This is a genomic window from Staphylococcus taiwanensis, assembly GCA_020544305.1.
Taxonomy (GTDB): domain Bacteria; phylum Bacillota; class Bacilli; order Staphylococcales; family Staphylococcaceae; genus Staphylococcus; species Staphylococcus taiwanensis.
Genome location: CP058667.1, coordinates 2,481,046 through 2,499,415, shown reverse-complemented (window position 1 = coordinate 2,499,415; position 18,370 = coordinate 2,481,046). Strand labels below are relative to the sequence as shown.

The window sequence follows — 18,370 nt, the reverse complement described above, 5'->3', positions numbered from 1 at the left end:
CTATCATTGATACGACTGAAACAACTTGATGTTTTGGTCGTATTTATTTATCGAAAAATTAGTCTGTTGGGAGAAGGTAGACTGTGGTCACTAACAGGGGAGTGTTTCCTCTAAGCGTTTAGTTTATAATCAATACTAAAAAAGATAGTTTTATTTATTAAAATCAAATAAATATTAAATTTATCTAAATTTTTTAATTTATACTATTTTTTCTGAAATAAAAGAACTGTATGATAGAGATGTAAGTGATTTCTTAATAAAGTCAAATTTTGAGGAGTTTCATATGAAAATCACGGGTTTAATTGTATTAATCGTCATCTTAGGTGTAGGTTACTTGATTATTAATGCAATTCGAAAGAAATCTCAACAAACGTACAGCGAGGATAAACTAGACCATATTGACCATAGTGGATATGGTAATGGGAAGTATTTTTACCAAGCACCAGGTATGATTTTAGATAAGCAATATATTCCTATATATGGTAAAGAAAGATTATGTCATATTCCTTATTACAAGGATAATAGTCAAAAGACGAGAAGTATGTTTGGTTTGAAACCGTTACACGGCACACAAGTTAGATCCGATGACCATTCAGTTATTATTGAACGCGTCGAAGGTATGACTAATAATGCCATGTATCGAGTACTGTTAGATGGAGAAGAAATAGGTACTTTTAAAAAAGATAAAATGCTAAAAGAAGGTGGCTTCAAACGTCTATTTCCATATAGCTTTGTCAATAAAGCAAAGGAAACTTATCGCTTTGAGAATCCAGATCGATTCCATTCTACAGTGATAAAAGACGAGCACAGTCATATTATTTTATCAGCGGAACGTACGTCACTCGATTATAAGAAAAGCGAAAAAACAAATAAGCGCGGAGAACAAAACCAAATTACAGTGAATAACGATGGTAAATATCCTGATGAGTTATGGTTAGCTCTATATATTCAAGCTTGTATTACATATCAAACGTTGGATAAGCAATAATTTGATGAAAGAAGTCACTAAAATAATAAAGTAATCTATACACAGGAGGCATTATGATATTCATTTTAGGGGATTACGCTATGGAAACATCGCCCGAAGATCCGATAAAAGAATTTATGATAACTGTAGAGGGTGTGTTTGGCCTTTTAGGAAAAGATATGTTGCTATTTATAATTATTGCTATTCTTTACTTTGAGATGATTAAAAGATTAAGTTCACTCATTTATCGTAAATCAAAAAAATTGGATACATACGATAAAATAGCTACTAAATTGGATGGGCCATTAAAATACCTATTAAGTTTATTATTTTTTATTTTAGTAACATTGGGTGTAATCCAAGTTGTAAGTTATTACCTACTTACGACGGGATTTTTCTGGATTATTATATTAACTTTTGGTTTTGCAGCGATATTTATTTTATTTCCCTATTTATTGATTTTCTTGCCTTTTTTCAAACGAACTAACGTCTGGGGGTTATTGAATACAATGCCTTGGATTATAATCACGACGGGCACTACAGTTTATGCTATTGATATAATGTTAGATACTAATACTAAAATATATACCGATGAAGGTGGCATTGGTTATAGGGAAGGAAGTTTACTTGTAAAAGAATTAAGCGGCGCGTCTTATTTATTAGCAGCTATACTAGGAGTAGCCATGATTATTATCAAAATTGTGGCATCAAAGTATGCTCACAAATATAAAAAGACATCTAATGAGTCGGAATTTTAATACATTATATTGTATAAATTAATAAACATGTGGGCTAAAATCGAAAACATTGTAAATTTTTAGTAGTCAGTTGAACTGAGAAAGCGATTATATAAAACTTTTTTATTGTTAGTTATTTTTGAAGGAATAGGACAAGCTGAAGACTAAAGGCTGAAGCTATCCCCATTAAGAAAGCGAACAATACGAGTTATTATAAATAAACAAGCTGGTTAATGAACTCATAAAAACTTATTTACTGGCTATTTTTTCCGGCGATTATATCCTAGCCTAATGGTTGAAGTCTTTTTAAAATTCTACAAGAATTAGACGACATATATTTAAATATTATTACAATGATATTCATTTAATTCATATAAAGAAATGAGTTCTTGAGATAGCTAGTAAAAATTATGCTATAAAGTAAACTAGGCAACAACAACTAAATGATTATTAAACGACATATTGTGATTGTATTCACAAAAAATAATTGTAAGAGTATACTGAGAGTTGAGAGGGAAATTAGTGATAATGAAATAAGATGTTTATCATGAAGTAAATTTATAATTTAAGAAACTAAATGATTTACAGGAGTGATTATATGTCAAGAATGTTACTAAGGTTATTAATTATTTTAATATTTCTTGTTTCCACTATAATATTTATAGTAAGAAATGATTATACATTTGCGGTAATTTTTGGAATTATATTTATTGTTTTTGTATTAAGATTAATGCAAGGTATTAATAATAATAAAAAGTATTGATTTGTATATATCATTTAAAAATTTATTATTTTGTACTTAATAAATATTAATCTCTTATCATAGTTATATACTACTGAAAGTATTTAAACTAAGAGCAACAAAATAAGTTTGCAATTAAATAATTGGATAATTTAAATATCGAAATTAGAAGGGTTGTTAAGTTAAGTCTCTTTACTTAAGAGAATTAATGAATTGGTGAGCATACTAAATAAACTTAAGGAGAAAAATTTGTGGAATCTAAGCATATGTTCTTTATTACAGTTCTTTTGTGTTTAGGTAGTTATTATATTTTGAGAATTAACAAATTTCTTGATTATTGTATATCACACATTAATAATAAAAATTCATATATAGTATTTTTATGTATTTCATTTTTACTTATTATATTAACACTCCCATTTTATTTGTACGTTAATAATAAGTTAAAACAAATCAATGACATTAATAAAGAATTTTTAAAGAAAAAGAACAATTCAAATTTTGATATGTATGAATTTAAAAAAAGTATGGATATTCCTAGTTCTAATTTTATATATATAGGTATAATTCCAATTATTTTATTAGTAGGGTTGGGTTTGAAAATTTCTAATTATTTCACACTGAATTTTCCGACTCTGATTATAATATTATTGTATATATTTACTTTTATTTGCACCTTTTATTATAGTTATAATTTTTTAAAAAATATTTTGAGTAATATTATTTTTACAGAATTAATTTCGTTTGGAGTATGTTTGATTGTTTTGTATTTAACTTCAATAGAAGAACAATTGTTTTTAATATTTTTTTCGGGTCTTACCTATTTATGCACTTATTCAACTCTTCTTAAAAATCGACATAAAAGTTGATTATTAGAAGTTTTATCATACCAAAATTGCCTAGGAATAGGATAATGAATTAAAAATGAACACTGTCCTATTCCCTTTTTCACATGCTAAAAAATATTTCTTATCCAAGTAATATACATTGGGAATTTTTTTATTAAAGCTAGGTATGAGTGTGTTAAAGAAATAGATTATTATTGCATTTTCTTACTGTAATTATTAGTGTGACACTTCATTTATTTTTGCAACTGGTGATTATTCTTTATTAAATAAATAATATATGAGAAAGTAATGCCAAAAAAATGAAAAAGAGCATCCCTCACCGCAAAGTGAAGGATGCTTATTAATCTTATTCTTTTATAGTTACTGGTTCTCCTAGCGTTTCCTTTATAATTTCTTCAAAATCTTTTCCAAGGGGACCTTTTATTTGGACGAGTGCTCTACTGCTAGTTTTTTTTTCACTGCCTAAAAAATTATGTGATGTTTAATTTTTTAATTGATTTTTCACATGTAATGTACTAAAGCTATATATTCCATTTTATAAGGGTAGACGCGTAGGCTAATCCACCACCAAAACCAAGTAATAAAATTAAATCTCCTTTCTTAATTTTATTTTCACGAACGGCTAAATCTATTGATAAAGGTATAGTAGCTGAAGAAGTATTTCCATAATATTCAAGGCTCATTAACGTTTTATTTTTATTTATGGATGCTTTGTTACAAATAGATTCAATCATTCTAGCATTTGCACTATGAGGAACAAACCAATCTAAATCATTAATGCTATATTTTGTTTTCTTGAACGTTTCATTAATTATTTTAGGCACATTTCCAACTGCCCATTTATATACACCTCGACCATTTTGTACTATGTAGCCAGAATTTTCTAGATTATTCGAAAACATTTCTTTAGATAATTCTGAACAATATAAATGATGCCCTTTATTTCCATCTGATCCGACACTACTAGTTATAAAGCTCGTATTATTTTCACTGTATTCCACAAGAAATGCACCGGCACCATCTCCGAATAAAATACATGTACTTCTATCAGTATAATCTGTGATTTTCGACAATGTTTCTGACCCGATAACTAATATTTTTTTATTTTGTCCAGATGTAATAAGTCCATTCGCTAAATTAAGACCGTAAGTAAATCCAGCACAGGCGGCATTAATATCTATGGCACCAGCATTTTCTAAACCGAGTTTCGCTTGAACATAAGAAGCGACACTAGGTGTTTTATAATCTGGTGTTAACGTTGCATTAATTATCATATCTACATCTGACAAATTTACTTGATATTTTTTTTGCAAATCTACTACTGCTTTATAGCTCATATCACTAGTAAACTCATTTTCTTCTGCTATTCTTCTCTCTATAATACCTGTTCTTTGTTGAATCCATTCATCAGAAGTTTCTACAATTTTTTCAAAATCGTTATTATCCATTATTTTTTTCGGCACATAAGAACCTTGTGCCGTAATGTTTGCCATTGATTTCATAAGAAAACTCCTTTCATATAAAATATAACACTTCTAATTGACTATAATAAATTAGATGAGGTTTAGTAATGTGACAACTAATACAATTTTATAAAATCTAATTATAATCATGCAATTATATATAATTTGCTGAATAATTTGAAAAATATCTGGAGCGATTGATATAATGTTCGTTTATAAATGTATGAACTTATGACGTTGAAAAATATTAGAATAATGGGTGAGCGTATAAACTTTTCAAATTAATAGATACGAATCGAGATTATTCAGGTGAGTTCTTGATATTTTGTAACATATACAACTGAAGTTGCTCACAGTAAAAGTTTATTTAGTCGTCATTGGAATAATTCAAACGTAGTGACGGAAGATATATAATGAAACCGCAGTGATGCGGATAAGGATTGGAGCATGGTATTCAAAAACCGCAGTAATGCGGATAAGGATTTCATTGTGGGATATGGTATGACGATGAGCTTGTAGGTGTCATCGGCTTGCATTATTTAGACCTTGTTAACAAACGTACGTCTATTGGTTATTATTTGGCTGAGCATTTTCAGAAAAAGGGAATTATGACGGCATGCTCAAAAGTGTTGATTCGCTACGTGTTCGAAGAATTCGATATAAACCGTGTAGAAATCCAAATGTCGACGCGTAATCCGAAAAGTAAGGCCATACCTGAGCGACTTGGCTTTACGCAAGAAGGTGTGTTGAGAAGTAACGAACGTTTGCGCGGCGAGTTCTCGGATAGTTATGTGTATAGTCTGTTACGTGAGGAATATGAAAAAGTTAAAGCAGAGTGGTAAGTAAAAGTATATTAAAAAACGCTTAACAGTTTGAAGTAATAAACTCTGTTAAGCGTTTGATTTTTTATTGTTCTACAATTTGAATTAAATTACCACATGTATCATCAAAAATGGCCATTTTAGCACTACCCATTGTCGTCGGTTCAACGGTAAAATGAACACCTTTTTGCGTTAATGTATCATAAGTTTGTTGTACATTGTCCACGCCAAACATCGTAATAGGTATGTTGGCTTCAAATAGACGTTGTTGATAGTCGCCTGCAATAGGATTGCCATTGGGTTCTAATACGAGTTGCGCACCTTCTGGCTGATTAGGGGACACTAAAGTGAGCCATCTAAAACCTTCGCCTACAGGTTCGTCAATTTTCTTTTCAAAGCCTAGAACGTCTGTATAAAATTGTAAAGCTTCTTCCTGATTATCTACAAAAATACTATTCGCTATTATATTCATATTTATCCCCTCAAACTATATATTGTGAAGATTGAATTAATTTTCCTGTTTAAGTACACGTGTCATTTCTTCAATTTTACCAGCGTGTAATGGTACATGAATGGCATTTAATACTAATAATTCGTCGACTGTTTTACAACCAGCAATCGGTTGGTCTAATGCTTGAGATAATTGTTCATCAGTAAGTTGACGCACACGTTCTGGAATCGTTTTTAAGTCTTTTTTAATTTCTTCAATAGTTGGGACATCTTGTCCATCCCAGTTAGCAGGACTAGAACCATAACCAAATAATTTCGTATATTTGGCGATATCTACAGTGTTCTGGCCACCCATTGATAAAGCTGAATCGAAGACAGTTAACACATGGCCGAATTGCCAATGTAGCGTATTCGGGAATACATCATTTTCTTTGTCTAATACTTGTTCAACGTTCCAATTATCATAAACCGATAGTAAGTAGTTTACACCTGTATCAATCACATCATAGACTGTTTTAGTACTCATTTGCGTTTCCTCCCACATTTTTAAAGAATTGACTATTGAAAGTTTACCCGTTAATAAAAGCACTTATTCAAGTTGCAGATTTAAGAATAGGATAAAGAATGCAATATCATAAACTAGTAGACACAAAAAAACGCTCTATAAATTAGATTGAAAAACTAACTTATAGGGCGTTATATATAGATGAATTTAATCATATTAAAATTATAAATACACCTACTATCGCTATTAATATAATGCCGGTTGCGAAAATTGCTTCAATTTTAGTGAATGTTTTTTCATTAGGTTCGAACTGATGTCTTGCGTAAATATAAAATGGAATTCCAATTGCATATATAATGAAAGAAATCACCGTATATTTAATACCAGCAGAAATTCCCATATATAAGATTCCAATCAACGCTATGATGCTAATGATAAGTGTGTTTTTACGTTTATAGTGATGGTGGCCTGGCCAGTTATTTTGCTTATAAGAACTTTTTACTAAAAACAATATTGATAACAAATATGGAGGAACAGTCATTGTTCCGACTATTGTTAACATTGTATTAAACGCTTGTGTAGAAAAATGGGTTAAAATAATTATCAGTTCCATTATTATTGATGATGTAATTAAAGAAACATAAGGAATATCATTTTTATTAGTTCTAGCAAATTGTTTTGGAAAATGTTTAGCTTTAGCTGCGGCATAAGGCATTTCTGATAACATTAAAGTCCAAGTTAACCAAGATGCTAAGATAGCTACAATAACTCCTACAGCTATAATAACCCTACCTGTTGGTCCAATAATTAAGCTGAGTAAAACACCAGATGAAGGGCTCTTCATAGCTGCAATTTCACCATAACTTTTTAGACCTAAAGGTAACAGTGAAGCTAAAGCATATAAAACCAAACAAATTATGAAACCTAAATGAGTTGCTGTTTTGACATCTTTTTGGGATTTGGCTTTTTCTGACAAAACAACAGCACCTTCAACACCGCCAAATACCCATAATGTTGTCATCATTGTTGCAGATATTTGATGTTGTAGTGATCCTAAATCTTTATCATTAAGATGTGGTATAGCGTGATTGGCAAACATATTTGTAGTAAAATTACCCCAATTAAATGAAATAGCCATTACTACTAGAAAGATTGCAGTTGTAATCAACATTCCAATTGTTCCAGCTATTTCAACAGAGGATGCTGCTTTTACGCCGTTCAAAATTAATAAGCTCATTAACCACAAAATGATACTACCACCAATGATGGACCAAATATTATTTCCACCGGTAAACTTGCCAGGGAAAAAGAAATCTAGTGTTGCCATAAGTAAAACTGAATAGGTTACATTTGCAAAACATTCACAAATCCAATAACCCCAACTTGTAAAGAAGCCTGCATAACCACCAAATCCTTTTTCTACATACTGATAAAGTCCAGTTTTATATTCAGGGTATATATCGGTTAAAATCATGAAGCTTTTTACTATGAACCACATAATGATACCCGTAATTATCCATGAAAAGATTTGTCCAATAGCACCAGCATTAACAGCCATATTTTGGGGGAGGTCATATATACCTCCGCCCACCATCGCAGATAAAACAACAGCAGTTAATGCCATAACTCCTAATTTCTTAGAGTTAGTATCTTCTTTTTTATTAGTTTTAATTTTTTCATAATTTTGTGACATGAGCTATCACTCCGAATCAATATTTAATTCCATTTTTAGTAAGAGATCCGTAGTTCATTTTCTCAAGCCATTCATTTAAATTCATATCTTGTAAGCTATAAAAACTTTCTTCAGGTTTATTTATATCTCCATCTGGAATAGCAGTAATAGGGAAAGTAAAATAAGGGCCGACTGTAATTGCATTACCAATTTCACCTGGTTCCATCATAGTATATGCAAAACCTATCCATGAAGATTTGTATCTTACATGGTTATCTTCACCACACTCAGCTATAGAGTTGGCAATAGCATGGCGTTTTTCATTTAAATATTCAATTAATTTTTCTTCACTAGGTTCTTTCCATATACCTGCATCTTCAACGAACATATCAGAGCCAGTAGTATTATCTTCAGCAAAAGAAATGGCTATTGCTGACCATACACCATATCCTTCATCTTCTTTTAAATCGCGATTTTCATCAGGTCTAGAAGCTACTACACCTTTATTAGCACAAATTGACATAGCTCCAGGTGTTAATGGATGTCGTCTTTCTTGTTCTGTGCCAAAGTATTCCACTAAAGCATCTTGTAGAGGTTTAGAATCATATATAGGTAACTCACTGCCATCCCATTGTTTAACTGAGAATAATGGATTAGCCTCATCAACTTCTGGATTACGTAAAATGTCATAACCTAATGTAGAACCTTGTAAACCAGTGAAAGAAGAAGCTGTAATCATGTTAATTTGTCCCATATAAGCATTTTTAGCTTCTGCACGATCATATGACACAATATTATCTAATATATTGTCATCGGTTTTTTTACGTGTTCCAGCATCTACTTTTAACCCTGCTACATAACCTTCACCAATATTCCCATCTTCCATAAAACCTTTGGAATATTTGCTTCCTTTGTTCAAAGCAACTCGATTAATACCAACTTTGTTTAAAATTTTGTCTTCTTGTTTCATTTTAAACCCTTCTTTTTTTAAAATTGATATCGTTATTGGCTAGTTGTTAATTTACACTTAAAGAATAACACTTTGTTTATATAGTTCAATTGCAAATATATATAAAAACAATAATTTAATAATATCGTCACTTTATTATTGGAATTTTGTCATTTTTTATTTTATTTTTTTTAAAATATTTTTATTCGTATTTTTATAACTTTTAAAATAATCATGATTATTTTAATCATAATAGTAATACTTATAATGGGATATCACTTATAAATTGAAATACCTTTGAACCAATGGATTAATTAAAATGCATAAAAAAATTTCTTATTTCATGAGTATTTTAAGATATCGTTAAGATAAGTATTGTAATATATTTAATGAAAGTGCATATATATGGTTTATAAAAGAGATGTAGTAGTTGAATTAACTTATACGTCGAGTGGAATATAGAATTTAATAATAAAATAAACTTATTATTTAAAGGGATGAATATTTTAAGAAGTGAGTGATAAAAAAATGTATGCAATTCAAGAGATTGATTGTCGTATTGAAGCATGGATAGCACATATTGCACGTAAGGTTGATATGATGTTGAATGATGTGGCGGTTGAAACAAAAAAACATGATTTAGATTTAGTGACGAATATCGATAAAGAAGTTCAAGCTGATTTCACTAAGTTTATCGAAGAAAATTATCCAGAACATCAGATTATGGGTGAAGAAAAAAGTAATCATGAGGTTGATATGTACCGTGGCTATGCTTGGGCGATAGATCCAATTGATGGTACAACGAATCTTGTGAAACAACATAAAGATTATTGTTTAATAGTAAGTTTATTTTATGACGGTGAGCCTTTATTAGCTTATACATATGAATTTTATCAACAGAAGTTATATAAAGCGGTTCAAGGTCAAGGTGTGACGATTAATGGCGTGCCACTACATGTAGAAACGTATCATCACCTTAAAGATGCGTTGGTATCTATTGATCCGAAACGTGTACGTTCCGAGTTATTAAAGGCATTGATTTCAAAATCACACGGCTTTCGATTTATTGGTGCTGGTGGCATTGGTGCATTGCGTACGATTACAGGGGATTTCGGAGCAAGTATCGATATGGGCGCAAATCTTTGGGACATGAGTGCGCAATTATTATATGCGAAAGAGTTAGGTTTAATTGTCACTGATATTCAAGGGAACGCTATCGATTTAAATCACGTTAAGGGTGCAATTATTGCGCATCCAGATATTCACGAAGACATTATCAATATCATAAAAACGTATTAATAAAATAATCCTGCCACATACTGGTACTTACGCGTGATGGTTGATGTGACAGGATTTTTATAATATTAGGAAAGTTTTGGCTTTGATTGCTCAATATCAAGCCTAAAAAGTGTCATTGATTAAGGTTTAATCGCAAATGCACGTACTGGGAAACCAGGTGCATCTTTGGGTTTCGGACTAATTGCGTAAATGACCGCACCACGTGTTGGTAATTGGTCTAAATTCGTTAACAATTCAAGTTGGAATGTGTCTTGTCCAAGAATATAACGTTCTCCAACAATATCTCCATTTCTTGCTGTATCCACTGACGCATCTGTGTCGAATGTTTCATGTCCGATTGATTTCACACCACGTTCTTCGATTAAGAACTTCAAGGCATCTAAACCCCAACCTGGTAAATGTTGATTACCTTCAGCATCTTTATTTTCAAATTGTTCGATATCTGGCCAACGTTTTGACCAATCTGTACGTAATGCTGCAAACGTGCCTTCCTCAATACGCCCATGTTTCGTTTCCCATGCCTCTAAATGGTCACGTGTGACGATGAAGTCAGCATTTTCTGCAGCTTCTTTTGAAAAGTCTAAGACAATAAGGGGCAATACTAATTCTTTTAAATCTAAATCTTCTAAGTAACGTTTATTCTCAACAAAGTGAATAGGGGCATCAATGTGTGTGCCATATTGTGTGACAATATTCCAACGTTGCACGTAAAACCCATGTTCTTTAACGGTAAAGAGTGTCGAAACTTCTCCTTTTTCAAATTCACTAAAGCGAGGTATTTCCGGGTCAAAGGTATGTGTTAAATCGACCCATTTAGCTTCTTTTAACTGGTTTAATTGAACCCATAATGGATAGTTTGGCATGTACAACACCTCCAATAGTCATTGTTATTTATATGTTCATTTTTGGCAGTGGCTGACTGAACGGACTCATCGCTTTAGGAAAAGCTCGATTCAGTTCTAGTCAGCTGTGCCGTAACCGACTAAACATTCAAAGTCTTAATAGTTCAATAAAATTCGGCAGTGGCTGACTGAACGGACTCGTCGCTTTAGGAAAAGCTCGATTCAGTTCTAGTCAGCTGTGCCGTTCTCGACTAAACATTCCAAGTCTTAATGGTTCAATAAAAATTGGCAGTGGCTGACTGAACTGACCCATCGCTTTAGAAAAGCTCGCTTCAGTTCTAGTCAGCTGTGCCGGGGCTGTACGACGAAATCACAAGTGATTTCTGTACAGCTCCCCTACGCGGGTTTGTTTTGGTTATTTGATTCACGTTTTTTACGAACGGTATTTACAAGTACGGTTAAAGCGTCTTTGACTTCATCTTCTTTACGTGTTTTCAAGCCGCAGTCAGGGTTAACCCAGAATAAAGAACGGTCAATTTGTTGTAAAGAACGATCAATTGCTGTAGCAATTTCATCTTCGGTAGGGATACGCGGACTGTGAATATCATAAACGCCTAATCCAATACCTAAATCGTAATTAATATCTTCGAAGTCTTTGATTAAATCACCGTGGCTACGTGATGTTTCAATAGAGATAACATCAGCATCTAATTCATGGATAGCATGGATGATTTGACCAAATTGAGAATAGCACATATGCGTATGAATTTGTGTTTCATCTTGGACTGATGATGTTGCAAGTTTGAATGAATTTACAGCGTCAGCAAGATATTGTTCATGATATTCAGAACGTAATGGTAAACCTTCACGTAGTGCGGGTTCATCTACTTGGATTACTTTAATACCCGCTTCTTCCAATGCTAATACTTCTTCATCAATGGCTAAAGCGATTTGATCTTGAACGACTTTACGCGGTACGTCTACACGTTCGAATGACCAGTTTAAGATGGTTACTGGGCCTGTTAGCATACCTTTCACTGGTTTGTCAGTTAAGCTTTGCGCATAAACAGTTTCTTTAACTGTTAATGGCTCAGTCCATTTAACATCTCCGTAAATCACTGGTGGTTTAACGGCACGTGAACCATATGATTGTACCCAGCCGAACTTAGTGACTAAGAAACCTTGTAGTTTTTCACCGAAGAATTCAACCATGTCATTACGTTCGAATTCGCCATGTACTAATACATCTAGACCGATGTCTTCTTGAATTTTGATCCAACGTGCAATTTCGCTTTCTAAGAAGTTATTATACGCTTCGTCAGAGATGCGATTATTTTTCCAATCGGCACGATATTTACGTACTTCTTGTGTTTGAGGGAAAGAACCGATTGTTGTTGTTGGTAAGTCTGGTAAGTTTAAACGTGCATCTTGAACTTTTTTACGTTCTGGGAAAGGTGATTTACGACTTGTTGGTACACTGTCGAAATCATATGCTAAGTTTTTGAATGACTGGCTTTGGAAACGTTCATAGCGTGCTTTTAAGTCGTCATATTTTTTACTATCGTTATCATTGAATAGACGGCGAAGAGCATCTAATTCGTCTAACTTTTCAGTAGCGAAACTTAAGCCTTCTTCAATAGATTCATCTAATGTTTCATCATCTAATGATACTGGAACGTGTAGTAACGAAGATGATGGTTGGATAACGATATGTTTCGCATACCCTTGTAATGTTTCAATCAGTTGTTTCTTAGCTTCAATATCAGCTGCCCAAACGTTACGGCCATCAATAATACCAGCGTATAGTGTTTTAGATGAATCGAAGTCACCGGCTTCAATTTGTTTTAAGTTATAGCCATTATCATGTACGAAGTCTAAACCTAAGCCACCAATGGGTAATGAACTTAAGAATTTAACATGCGCACGTTCGAAGTACGTTTGGATGACTAATTGATCGGCTAAACCAGCTTCAGCTAAGTAATCATAAGCTTCTTTTGTGATATCTTCATACGTTTCACTTTCATCAGTCACTAATACTGGCTCGTCGACTTGAATATAATCTGCACCAGCATCGACTAATGATTGAAGTACGTCTTTATATAAAGGGAGTAAAGTTTGCACTTTCTCTTCAAATGATTGATGGCCACCTTTAGATAATTTCACAAACGTAATTGGTCCAACAATCACAGGATGTGCGTTAACATTTAATGATTTCGCATAATTAAAACGTTCTAATAAAACATTGCGATTTACTTTTGGTTCAGCATGGTCCCATTCTGGAACGATATAGTGATAATTGGTATTGAACCATTTGATTAAGGCACTTGCCACGTGTTCTTTATTACCACGAGCGATATCGAATAATAAGTCATCATCGACTTCGCGACCTTGGAAACGTTCAGGGATGATGTTGAATAACAATGATGTATCAAGAATGTGGTCATATAATGAGAAATCACCTACAGGAACGCTATCTAAATGATAATGTTTTTGGAGTAATAAATTTTCTCTGTGTAAGTTGCTTAACTTTTCATCTAATTCTGCTTTATCAATTTTTTTAGCCCAATAGCTTTCAATTGCCTTTTTCCATTCTCTTTTTCTACCTAATCTTGGGAATCCTAAATTTGAAGTTTTAATTGTTGTCATGATATTGCCTCCTTGTTTTGGGTAATTGTTTTAGAATACGCTGCAAGTTCTAAGGAATAATCGATACGTTGGAAGGGGGTGATAATGTATAATCCGTTGAAATATTCATGTACCGTATCAATCAATTCTTTCGAAAGTTTCAAACTTAATGCTTTTGTTTTCTCTTTATCATCTTTTACTGCTTTAAATTGGCTTAATATGTCTTCAGACATTTTTATACCAGGCACTTCGTTATGTAGGAAAAGTGCGTTGTTGTAGCTCACGATTGGCATGATGCCTATAAATAGCGGTGTATTAAGATGTTTAGTTGCTTCATAAACTTCTATAATTTTCTCCTTACTATAAACAGGTTGTGTTATAAAGTAACTCATGCCAGCGGCTATTTTTTTCTCGAGTCGTTTTACCGCACCGTCGAGTTTTCGAACGTTAGGGTCAAACGCACCAGCGATGTTGAAGTTTGTATGTTTCTTCAGCGCATCACCGTCAGTATTAATACCTTGATTAAAACGTAATGCCAGCTCAGTTAAACCTTTAGAATTCACATCATAGACATTAGATGCTCCGGGCAGATGGCCTACTTTTGAAGGGTCGCCAGTAATTGCCAGTATTTCATTAACGCCTATAAGTGATAATCCGAGTAAATGTGACTGTAGGCCGATGAGATTACGATCTCGACATGTGATATGAACAAGTGGTTCGATATCATAGCGTTGTCGAATCAGACTTGCAGCTGCAATATTACTTACGCGCACAGTGGCAAGTGAATTGTCAGCGAGTGTAACCACGTCGATGTTGGCTTCGTCTAATTTTCCAATATTTTCAAAGAATAAATCCGTATCTAAATGTTTCGGTGTATCGAGTTCTACGATGACGGCCGGACCATTTTTTACTTTCGTTGTTAAATTGTGTTTATACGTATGTGTGACTGTGTGATTCGTCTTCCGACTAATTGGAACAACTTTCTTATCTTTAATAGGTTTCAAGTCTTGTACTGACGACTTAATGTAAGAGATGTGTTCTGGCGTTGTACCACAACATCCGCCAATAAGTCTCACGCCTTCATTAATGAGGTCCTGTGCTACCTCTCCAAAATATTGGGCATTATCACTGTATCTAATCTCACTATTTTCAATATCAAGTAGACTAGCATTTGGGTAACAGGACAGGTATGCATGTTCTGGTAATTCGATATGAGAGAATGAACGTTGCATATGGTGTGGTCCATGATGGCAATTTAAACCAACGACGTTAGCGCCACATGTCACTAATTGTTTTAAAGCAGTATTAATTTCGGTACCATCGACAAGATAATTAGTATTTGAAGCGGTTAACTGAGCGATAATTGGAATATCGTATTTGCGACGTGTGATGGTCACAATATTGGTTAGTTCCTCTAAATCGTAATAGGTTTCGAATAGTAAACCGTCAACGCCTTCTTCCACTAATGTGTCGATTTGGTTCTCGGCGTGATATTGGATGGTTGATAAAGGTAATTCATCTTGTTGTAAACTCCTGAAACCACCGACTGTGCCTAATATGAAAGTATTAGGATTGGCTGCTTTTTTTGCGATTTGTACTGCTGCTTTATGGATATCTTTTACTTTATGCTCTAAGCCAAAGCGTTTTAGCTTTTCGAAATTAGCACCGTACGTATTGGTTTGAATAATATCGGCACCAGCTTCGATATATGAACGATGAATACGTTCTATTTTATCGGGGTGACTGAGGTTATAAGCTTCAGGGTATGTGTCGAGTCCCTCTGAGTAGAGGATTGTTCCCATTGCACCGTCAGCTACTAAAACGTTGTTCTGTAATTGGTTTAATAAACGACTCATTGAAGGCCTCCTTTAATGCGTAGTTGATATCTGCAATCAACTCTTCAGGTTGTTCAAGACCTACGCTTAATCGGAATAAGCCGAATGTAATGCCACGTTCGTTACGAACATCTTCTGGAACCGCTGCGTGTGACATCGTGGCTGGATGGGATAGAATGGTTTCTACGCCACCAAGACTTACTGAAACAAGGGGTAATGTTAAAGCATCCACAAAGTCTTGCGCTTTCGATTCATCTTTCAAACGGAATCCAATCACTGCACCACCACTACTTGCTTGTGATCGATGTAACGGACTGTTTCCCGGATAATATACTTCGGCAATTTCCTCTCTATTGCTTAAAAAGTTAACAAGTTTCTCAGCATTTGATGTTGATTGCTTAAATCTGACTGGTAAGGTTTTTAAATGTTTCGCTAACGTCCAACTATCATGTGCTGATAGTGCTGTACCTGTACCGTTTTGCAATAGGTATAAGGCGTCAGCGACATCTTTGCGATTTGTAATAGCAGCACCAGCGATAAGATCACTATGCCCACCTAAAAATTTAGTTGCTGAGTGAACAACAATATCTGCACCTAGGGCAAGGGGAGATTGTCCTAATGGTGTCATAAACGTGTTATCCACTGCGAGTAGTAGGTGATGTCGTTTAGCGATGTTAGCTACTGCACGAATGTCTGTAATTTTGAAACATGGATTAGATGGTGTTTCGACGTAAATTAATTTCGTATTCGGCTGTATGGCCTTTTCAATCTCTTCTGGATGAGTTGCATTCACTGTTGTAAATTTGATATTAAAACGATTCAGTATCTGTTCCGTTAATCTAAACGTGCCACCGTAGACATCATCGGGGAGAATGACGTGGTCGTCTGATTTTAATGTCAGTAATACAGCTGAAATAGCTGCGATTCCGGAGGCATAGGCAAATGCATATTGCCCGCCTTCAAGTTTCGCTAATTTCTCTTCAAGGAGTTGACGATTGGGATTACCACTTCTGGCATAATCGAATTTCGCATTGCCACCCAGTACTTTTTGGTGAAACGTTGAAGAATCGTAAAGTGGTGGGTTAGCTGAATCGTAATCAACGCCTCTATGTTCATCGAAAATAACCTCTGTTTCTTTAGATAAACTCATGAAATCACTCCTACTTTAGAATGCTCTAGTGCTTGGATAATGTCAGCTTCAATATCGTGATAATCTTCAATTCCTACAGATAATCGAATTAAATGTTCATCGATACCTCTTTTATCTTTCTCGTCGTCTAGCATGTCTACATGTGTTTGAGTGTATGGGAAAGTAATAAACGTTTCGGTACCACCAAGACTCTCGGCAAAGATACAAATTTCTAAATTTTCCAAAAGTTTAGCGACGCTAAAAGCTTTATTCAGACGTAAACTCAACATGCCAGTCTTTCCGCTGTATAGTACTTCGTCAATAGCATCTGATGATTTACAACGCTCAGCTAATTGCTTGGCATTTGATTCTGATCGTTCAATACGTAAATGTAATGTCTTAAGACCACGTTGTAGTAAGTAACTATCTAATGGTGATAAAGTTGCACCAATCATATTGTGGAATTGACCGAGCTGTTCAGCTAAACTTTCGTCTTTAACTGTTACGACACCGGCGAGTACGTCGTTATGACCACCAATATATTTCGTTGCTGAATGAAGTACGATATCTGCACCTTCTTCAAGTGGTGTCGATAAATACGGTGTTAAGAAGGTATTATCTATAATCGTTAATAAATGATGTTTTTTACTTAATACGTAATAAGGCTCAACATCGATTTCAATCATTTGTGGATTAGAAATGGGTTCTATGAAAAGGGCTTTCGTATTTGATGTGATGTTGTTTATAACCTCTTCATAATTTAGAAAATCAACGTATTTGAATTGAATGCCATATTGCTTTTCATAAAAATCAAATAATCTAAACGTGCCGCCATATAAATCAAAAGCGACTAGTATCTCATCACCTGGCTTAAATAAATTACAAATGAGTTGAATGGCTGCCATGCCACTTGATGTAGCAAATGAAGCACAACCGCCTTCTAATTTGGCAAAGGATGCTTCAAATGCTGAACGTGTTGGATTCTTGGTTCTTGTGTAATCATATCCTGTTGACTGACCTAGGTGAGGATGTTGATATGCAGTAGATAAATAGATGGGATTGGCTATGGCGCCAGTTGCATCTTGCGTTAATGAAATCTGTGCTAATTGCGTATCTTTCATGTCAAATCCTCCTATCATTTCATTTATTATCACTAAAAAAAGCTTCCGTCCTTTAAACCCGATATGTATCGGATGTAAAGGACGAAAGCTTGTTTCGCGGTACCACCTTTATTTATTACTTTATTGCTAAAGTAACCTCAAACAGTACGCCAAGTTTGTTAGATAGCGTAACTGAATAGGGTACACGCTTATATCGTTAGTGAACATAAGGATTATTTTTATATCCTATGTGCAATAAAAAACTCATTTAACTTATTGTAAAGTAAATGAGTATTAACGATAAATGCGTGACGTAGTTAATTCCAGTACGCCATTAAACAATAAATGTTAATACTGTATCGCTATAACGGGCGAACCCGTTGACA

The 18,370-nt window shown here is 33.8% G+C and carries 13 protein-coding genes, 1 pseudogene and 1 other annotated feature (1 of these 15 cut by a window edge); of the genes and pseudogenes, 4 read left to right on the top strand and 10 right to left on the bottom strand.

Annotation, left to right across the window (positions count from 1 at the left end; all coding sequences use genetic code 11):
- Window positions 1-283 precede the first annotated feature (283 nt).
- Both HYI43_11995 and HYI43_11990 read left to right on the top strand, forming a co-directional pair.
- The gene (locus tag HYI43_11995; GenBank protein ID UDI79219.1) at window positions 284-988 is read left to right on the top strand and encodes a hypothetical protein; all 705 of its coding nucleotides are present in this window, start codon (window positions 284-286) and stop codon (window positions 986-988) included.
- Window positions 989-1,041: 53 nt separating this feature from the next.
- Window positions 1,042-1,725 (top strand): hypothetical protein, encoded by a 684-nt coding sequence (locus HYI43_11990; GenBank protein ID UDI79218.1) that lies wholly within the window; start codon window positions 1,042-1,044, stop codon window positions 1,723-1,725.
- Between the two features lie 2,090 nt (window positions 1,726-3,815).
- On the opposite strand, the gene HYI43_11985 is transcribed toward HYI43_11990, so the two are convergent.
- Window positions 3,816-4,796, bottom strand: a complete 981-nt coding sequence (locus HYI43_11985; GenBank protein ID UDI79217.1) for a ketoacyl-ACP synthase III — start codon at window positions 4,794-4,796, stop codon at window positions 3,816-3,818.
- A 245-nt stretch (window positions 4,797-5,041) separates the two neighbouring features.
- On the opposite strand from HYI43_11985, the pseudogene HYI43_11980 reads away from it, so the two are divergent.
- Window positions 5,042-5,599 (top strand): annotated as a pseudogene (locus HYI43_11980) (GNAT family N-acetyltransferase).
- A gap of 64 nt (window positions 5,600-5,663) precedes the next feature.
- Here HYI43_11980 and HYI43_11975 read toward each other — a convergent pair.
- The 4 genes from HYI43_11975 to HYI43_11960 form a co-directional block, all read right to left on the bottom strand.
- Window positions 5,664-6,050: a VOC family protein gene (locus HYI43_11975; GenBank protein UDI79216.1), complete on the bottom strand. Its 387-nt coding sequence runs from the start codon at window positions 6,048-6,050 to the stop codon at window positions 5,664-5,666.
- Between the two features lie 36 nt (window positions 6,051-6,086).
- Window positions 6,087-6,554: a bacillithiol transferase BstA gene (gene bstA / locus HYI43_11970; GenBank protein UDI79215.1), complete on the bottom strand. Its 468-nt coding sequence runs from the start codon at window positions 6,552-6,554 to the stop codon at window positions 6,087-6,089.
- A gap of 190 nt (window positions 6,555-6,744) precedes the next feature.
- Complete coding sequence (locus HYI43_11965) at window positions 6,745-8,226, bottom strand: amino acid permease (GenBank protein ID UDI79214.1); 1,482 nt, start codon at window positions 8,224-8,226, stop codon at window positions 6,745-6,747.
- A gap of 16 nt (window positions 8,227-8,242) precedes the next feature.
- Entirely contained in the window at window positions 8,243-9,175 is a 933-nt protein-coding gene (locus HYI43_11960; GenBank protein UDI79213.1) for a histidine decarboxylase, pyruvoyl type, read from the bottom strand.
- 507 nt (window positions 9,176-9,682) lie between these two features.
- Here HYI43_11960 and HYI43_11955 point away from each other — a divergent pair.
- Window positions 9,683-10,453 (top strand): inositol monophosphatase family protein, encoded by a 771-nt coding sequence (locus HYI43_11955; protein ID UDI79314.1) that lies wholly within the window; start codon window positions 9,683-9,685, stop codon window positions 10,451-10,453.
- Between the two features lie 119 nt (window positions 10,454-10,572).
- Here HYI43_11955 and HYI43_11950 read toward each other — a convergent pair whose 3' ends face one another.
- The 5 genes from HYI43_11950 to HYI43_11930 form a co-directional block, all read right to left on the bottom strand.
- Window positions 10,573-11,316: a cyclase family protein gene (locus tag HYI43_11950; protein UDI79212.1), complete on the bottom strand. Its 744-nt coding sequence runs from the start codon at window positions 11,314-11,316 to the stop codon at window positions 10,573-10,575.
- 375 nt (window positions 11,317-11,691) lie between these two features.
- On the bottom strand, window positions 11,692-13,941 hold the full coding sequence (gene metE, locus HYI43_11945) for a 5-methyltetrahydropteroyltriglutamate--homocysteine S-methyltransferase (GenBank protein ID UDI79211.1): 2,250 nt from the start codon (window positions 13,939-13,941) through the stop codon (window positions 11,692-11,694).
- On the bottom strand, window positions 13,938-15,776 hold the full coding sequence (locus HYI43_11940) for a bifunctional homocysteine S-methyltransferase/methylenetetrahydrofolate reductase (protein ID UDI79210.1): 1,839 nt from the start codon (window positions 15,774-15,776) through the stop codon (window positions 13,938-13,940). The genes metE and HYI43_11940 overlap by 4 nt, the downstream gene beginning before the upstream one ends.
- Window positions 15,730-16,905: a PLP-dependent transferase gene (locus tag HYI43_11935; protein ID UDI79209.1), complete on the bottom strand. Its 1,176-nt coding sequence runs from the start codon at window positions 16,903-16,905 to the stop codon at window positions 15,730-15,732. The genes HYI43_11940 and HYI43_11935 overlap by 47 nt, the downstream gene beginning before the upstream one ends.
- The gene (locus tag HYI43_11930; GenBank protein ID UDI79208.1) at window positions 16,902-18,005 is read right to left on the bottom strand and encodes a PLP-dependent transferase; all 1,104 of its coding nucleotides are present in this window, start codon (window positions 18,003-18,005) and stop codon (window positions 16,902-16,904) included. Before HYI43_11930 ends, HYI43_11935 begins: the two co-directional genes overlap by 4 nt.
- A 74-nt stretch (window positions 18,006-18,079) precedes the next feature.
- Window positions 18,080-18,370, bottom strand: a binding site (T-box leader); it runs 120 nt beyond the window's last position.

Coding starts and splice junctions, on each gene's coding strand:
- HYI43_11995 (UDI79219.1), top strand. CDS start 284: ATGAAAATCACGGGTTTAATTGTATTAATCGTCATCTTAGGTGTAGGT.
- HYI43_11940 (UDI79210.1), bottom strand. CDS start 15,776: ATGAGTCGTTTATTAAACCAATTACAGAACAACGTTTTAGTAGCTGAC.
- HYI43_11985 (UDI79217.1), bottom strand. CDS start 4,796: ATGAAATCAATGGCAAACATTACGGCACAAGGTTCTTATGTGCCGAAA.
- HYI43_11955 (UDI79314.1), top strand. CDS start 9,683: ATGTATGCAATTCAAGAGATTGATTGTCGTATTGAAGCATGGATAGCA.
- HYI43_11990 (UDI79218.1), top strand. CDS start 1,042: ATGATATTCATTTTAGGGGATTACGCTATGGAAACATCGCCCGAAGAT.
- HYI43_11950 (UDI79212.1), bottom strand. CDS start 11,316: ATGCCAAACTATCCATTATGGGTTCAATTAAACCAGTTAAAAGAAGCT.
- HYI43_11960 (UDI79213.1), bottom strand. CDS start 9,175: ATGAAACAAGAAGACAAAATTTTAAACAAAGTTGGTATTAATCGAGTT.
- bstA (UDI79215.1), bottom strand. CDS start 6,554: ATGAGTACTAAAACAGTCTATGATGTGATTGATACAGGTGTAAACTAC.
- HYI43_11935 (UDI79209.1), bottom strand. CDS start 16,905: ATGAGTTTATCTAAAGAAACAGAGGTTATTTTCGATGAACATAGAGGC.
- HYI43_11930 (UDI79208.1), bottom strand. CDS start 18,005: ATGAAAGATACGCAATTAGCACAGATTTCATTAACGCAAGATGCAACT.
- HYI43_11965 (UDI79214.1), bottom strand. CDS start 8,226: ATGTCACAAAATTATGAAAAAATTAAAACTAATAAAAAAGAAGATACT.
- HYI43_11975 (UDI79216.1), bottom strand. CDS start 6,050: ATGAATATAATAGCGAATAGTATTTTTGTAGATAATCAGGAAGAAGCT.
- metE (UDI79211.1), bottom strand. CDS start 13,941: ATGACAACAATTAAAACTTCAAATTTAGGATTCCCAAGATTAGGTAGA.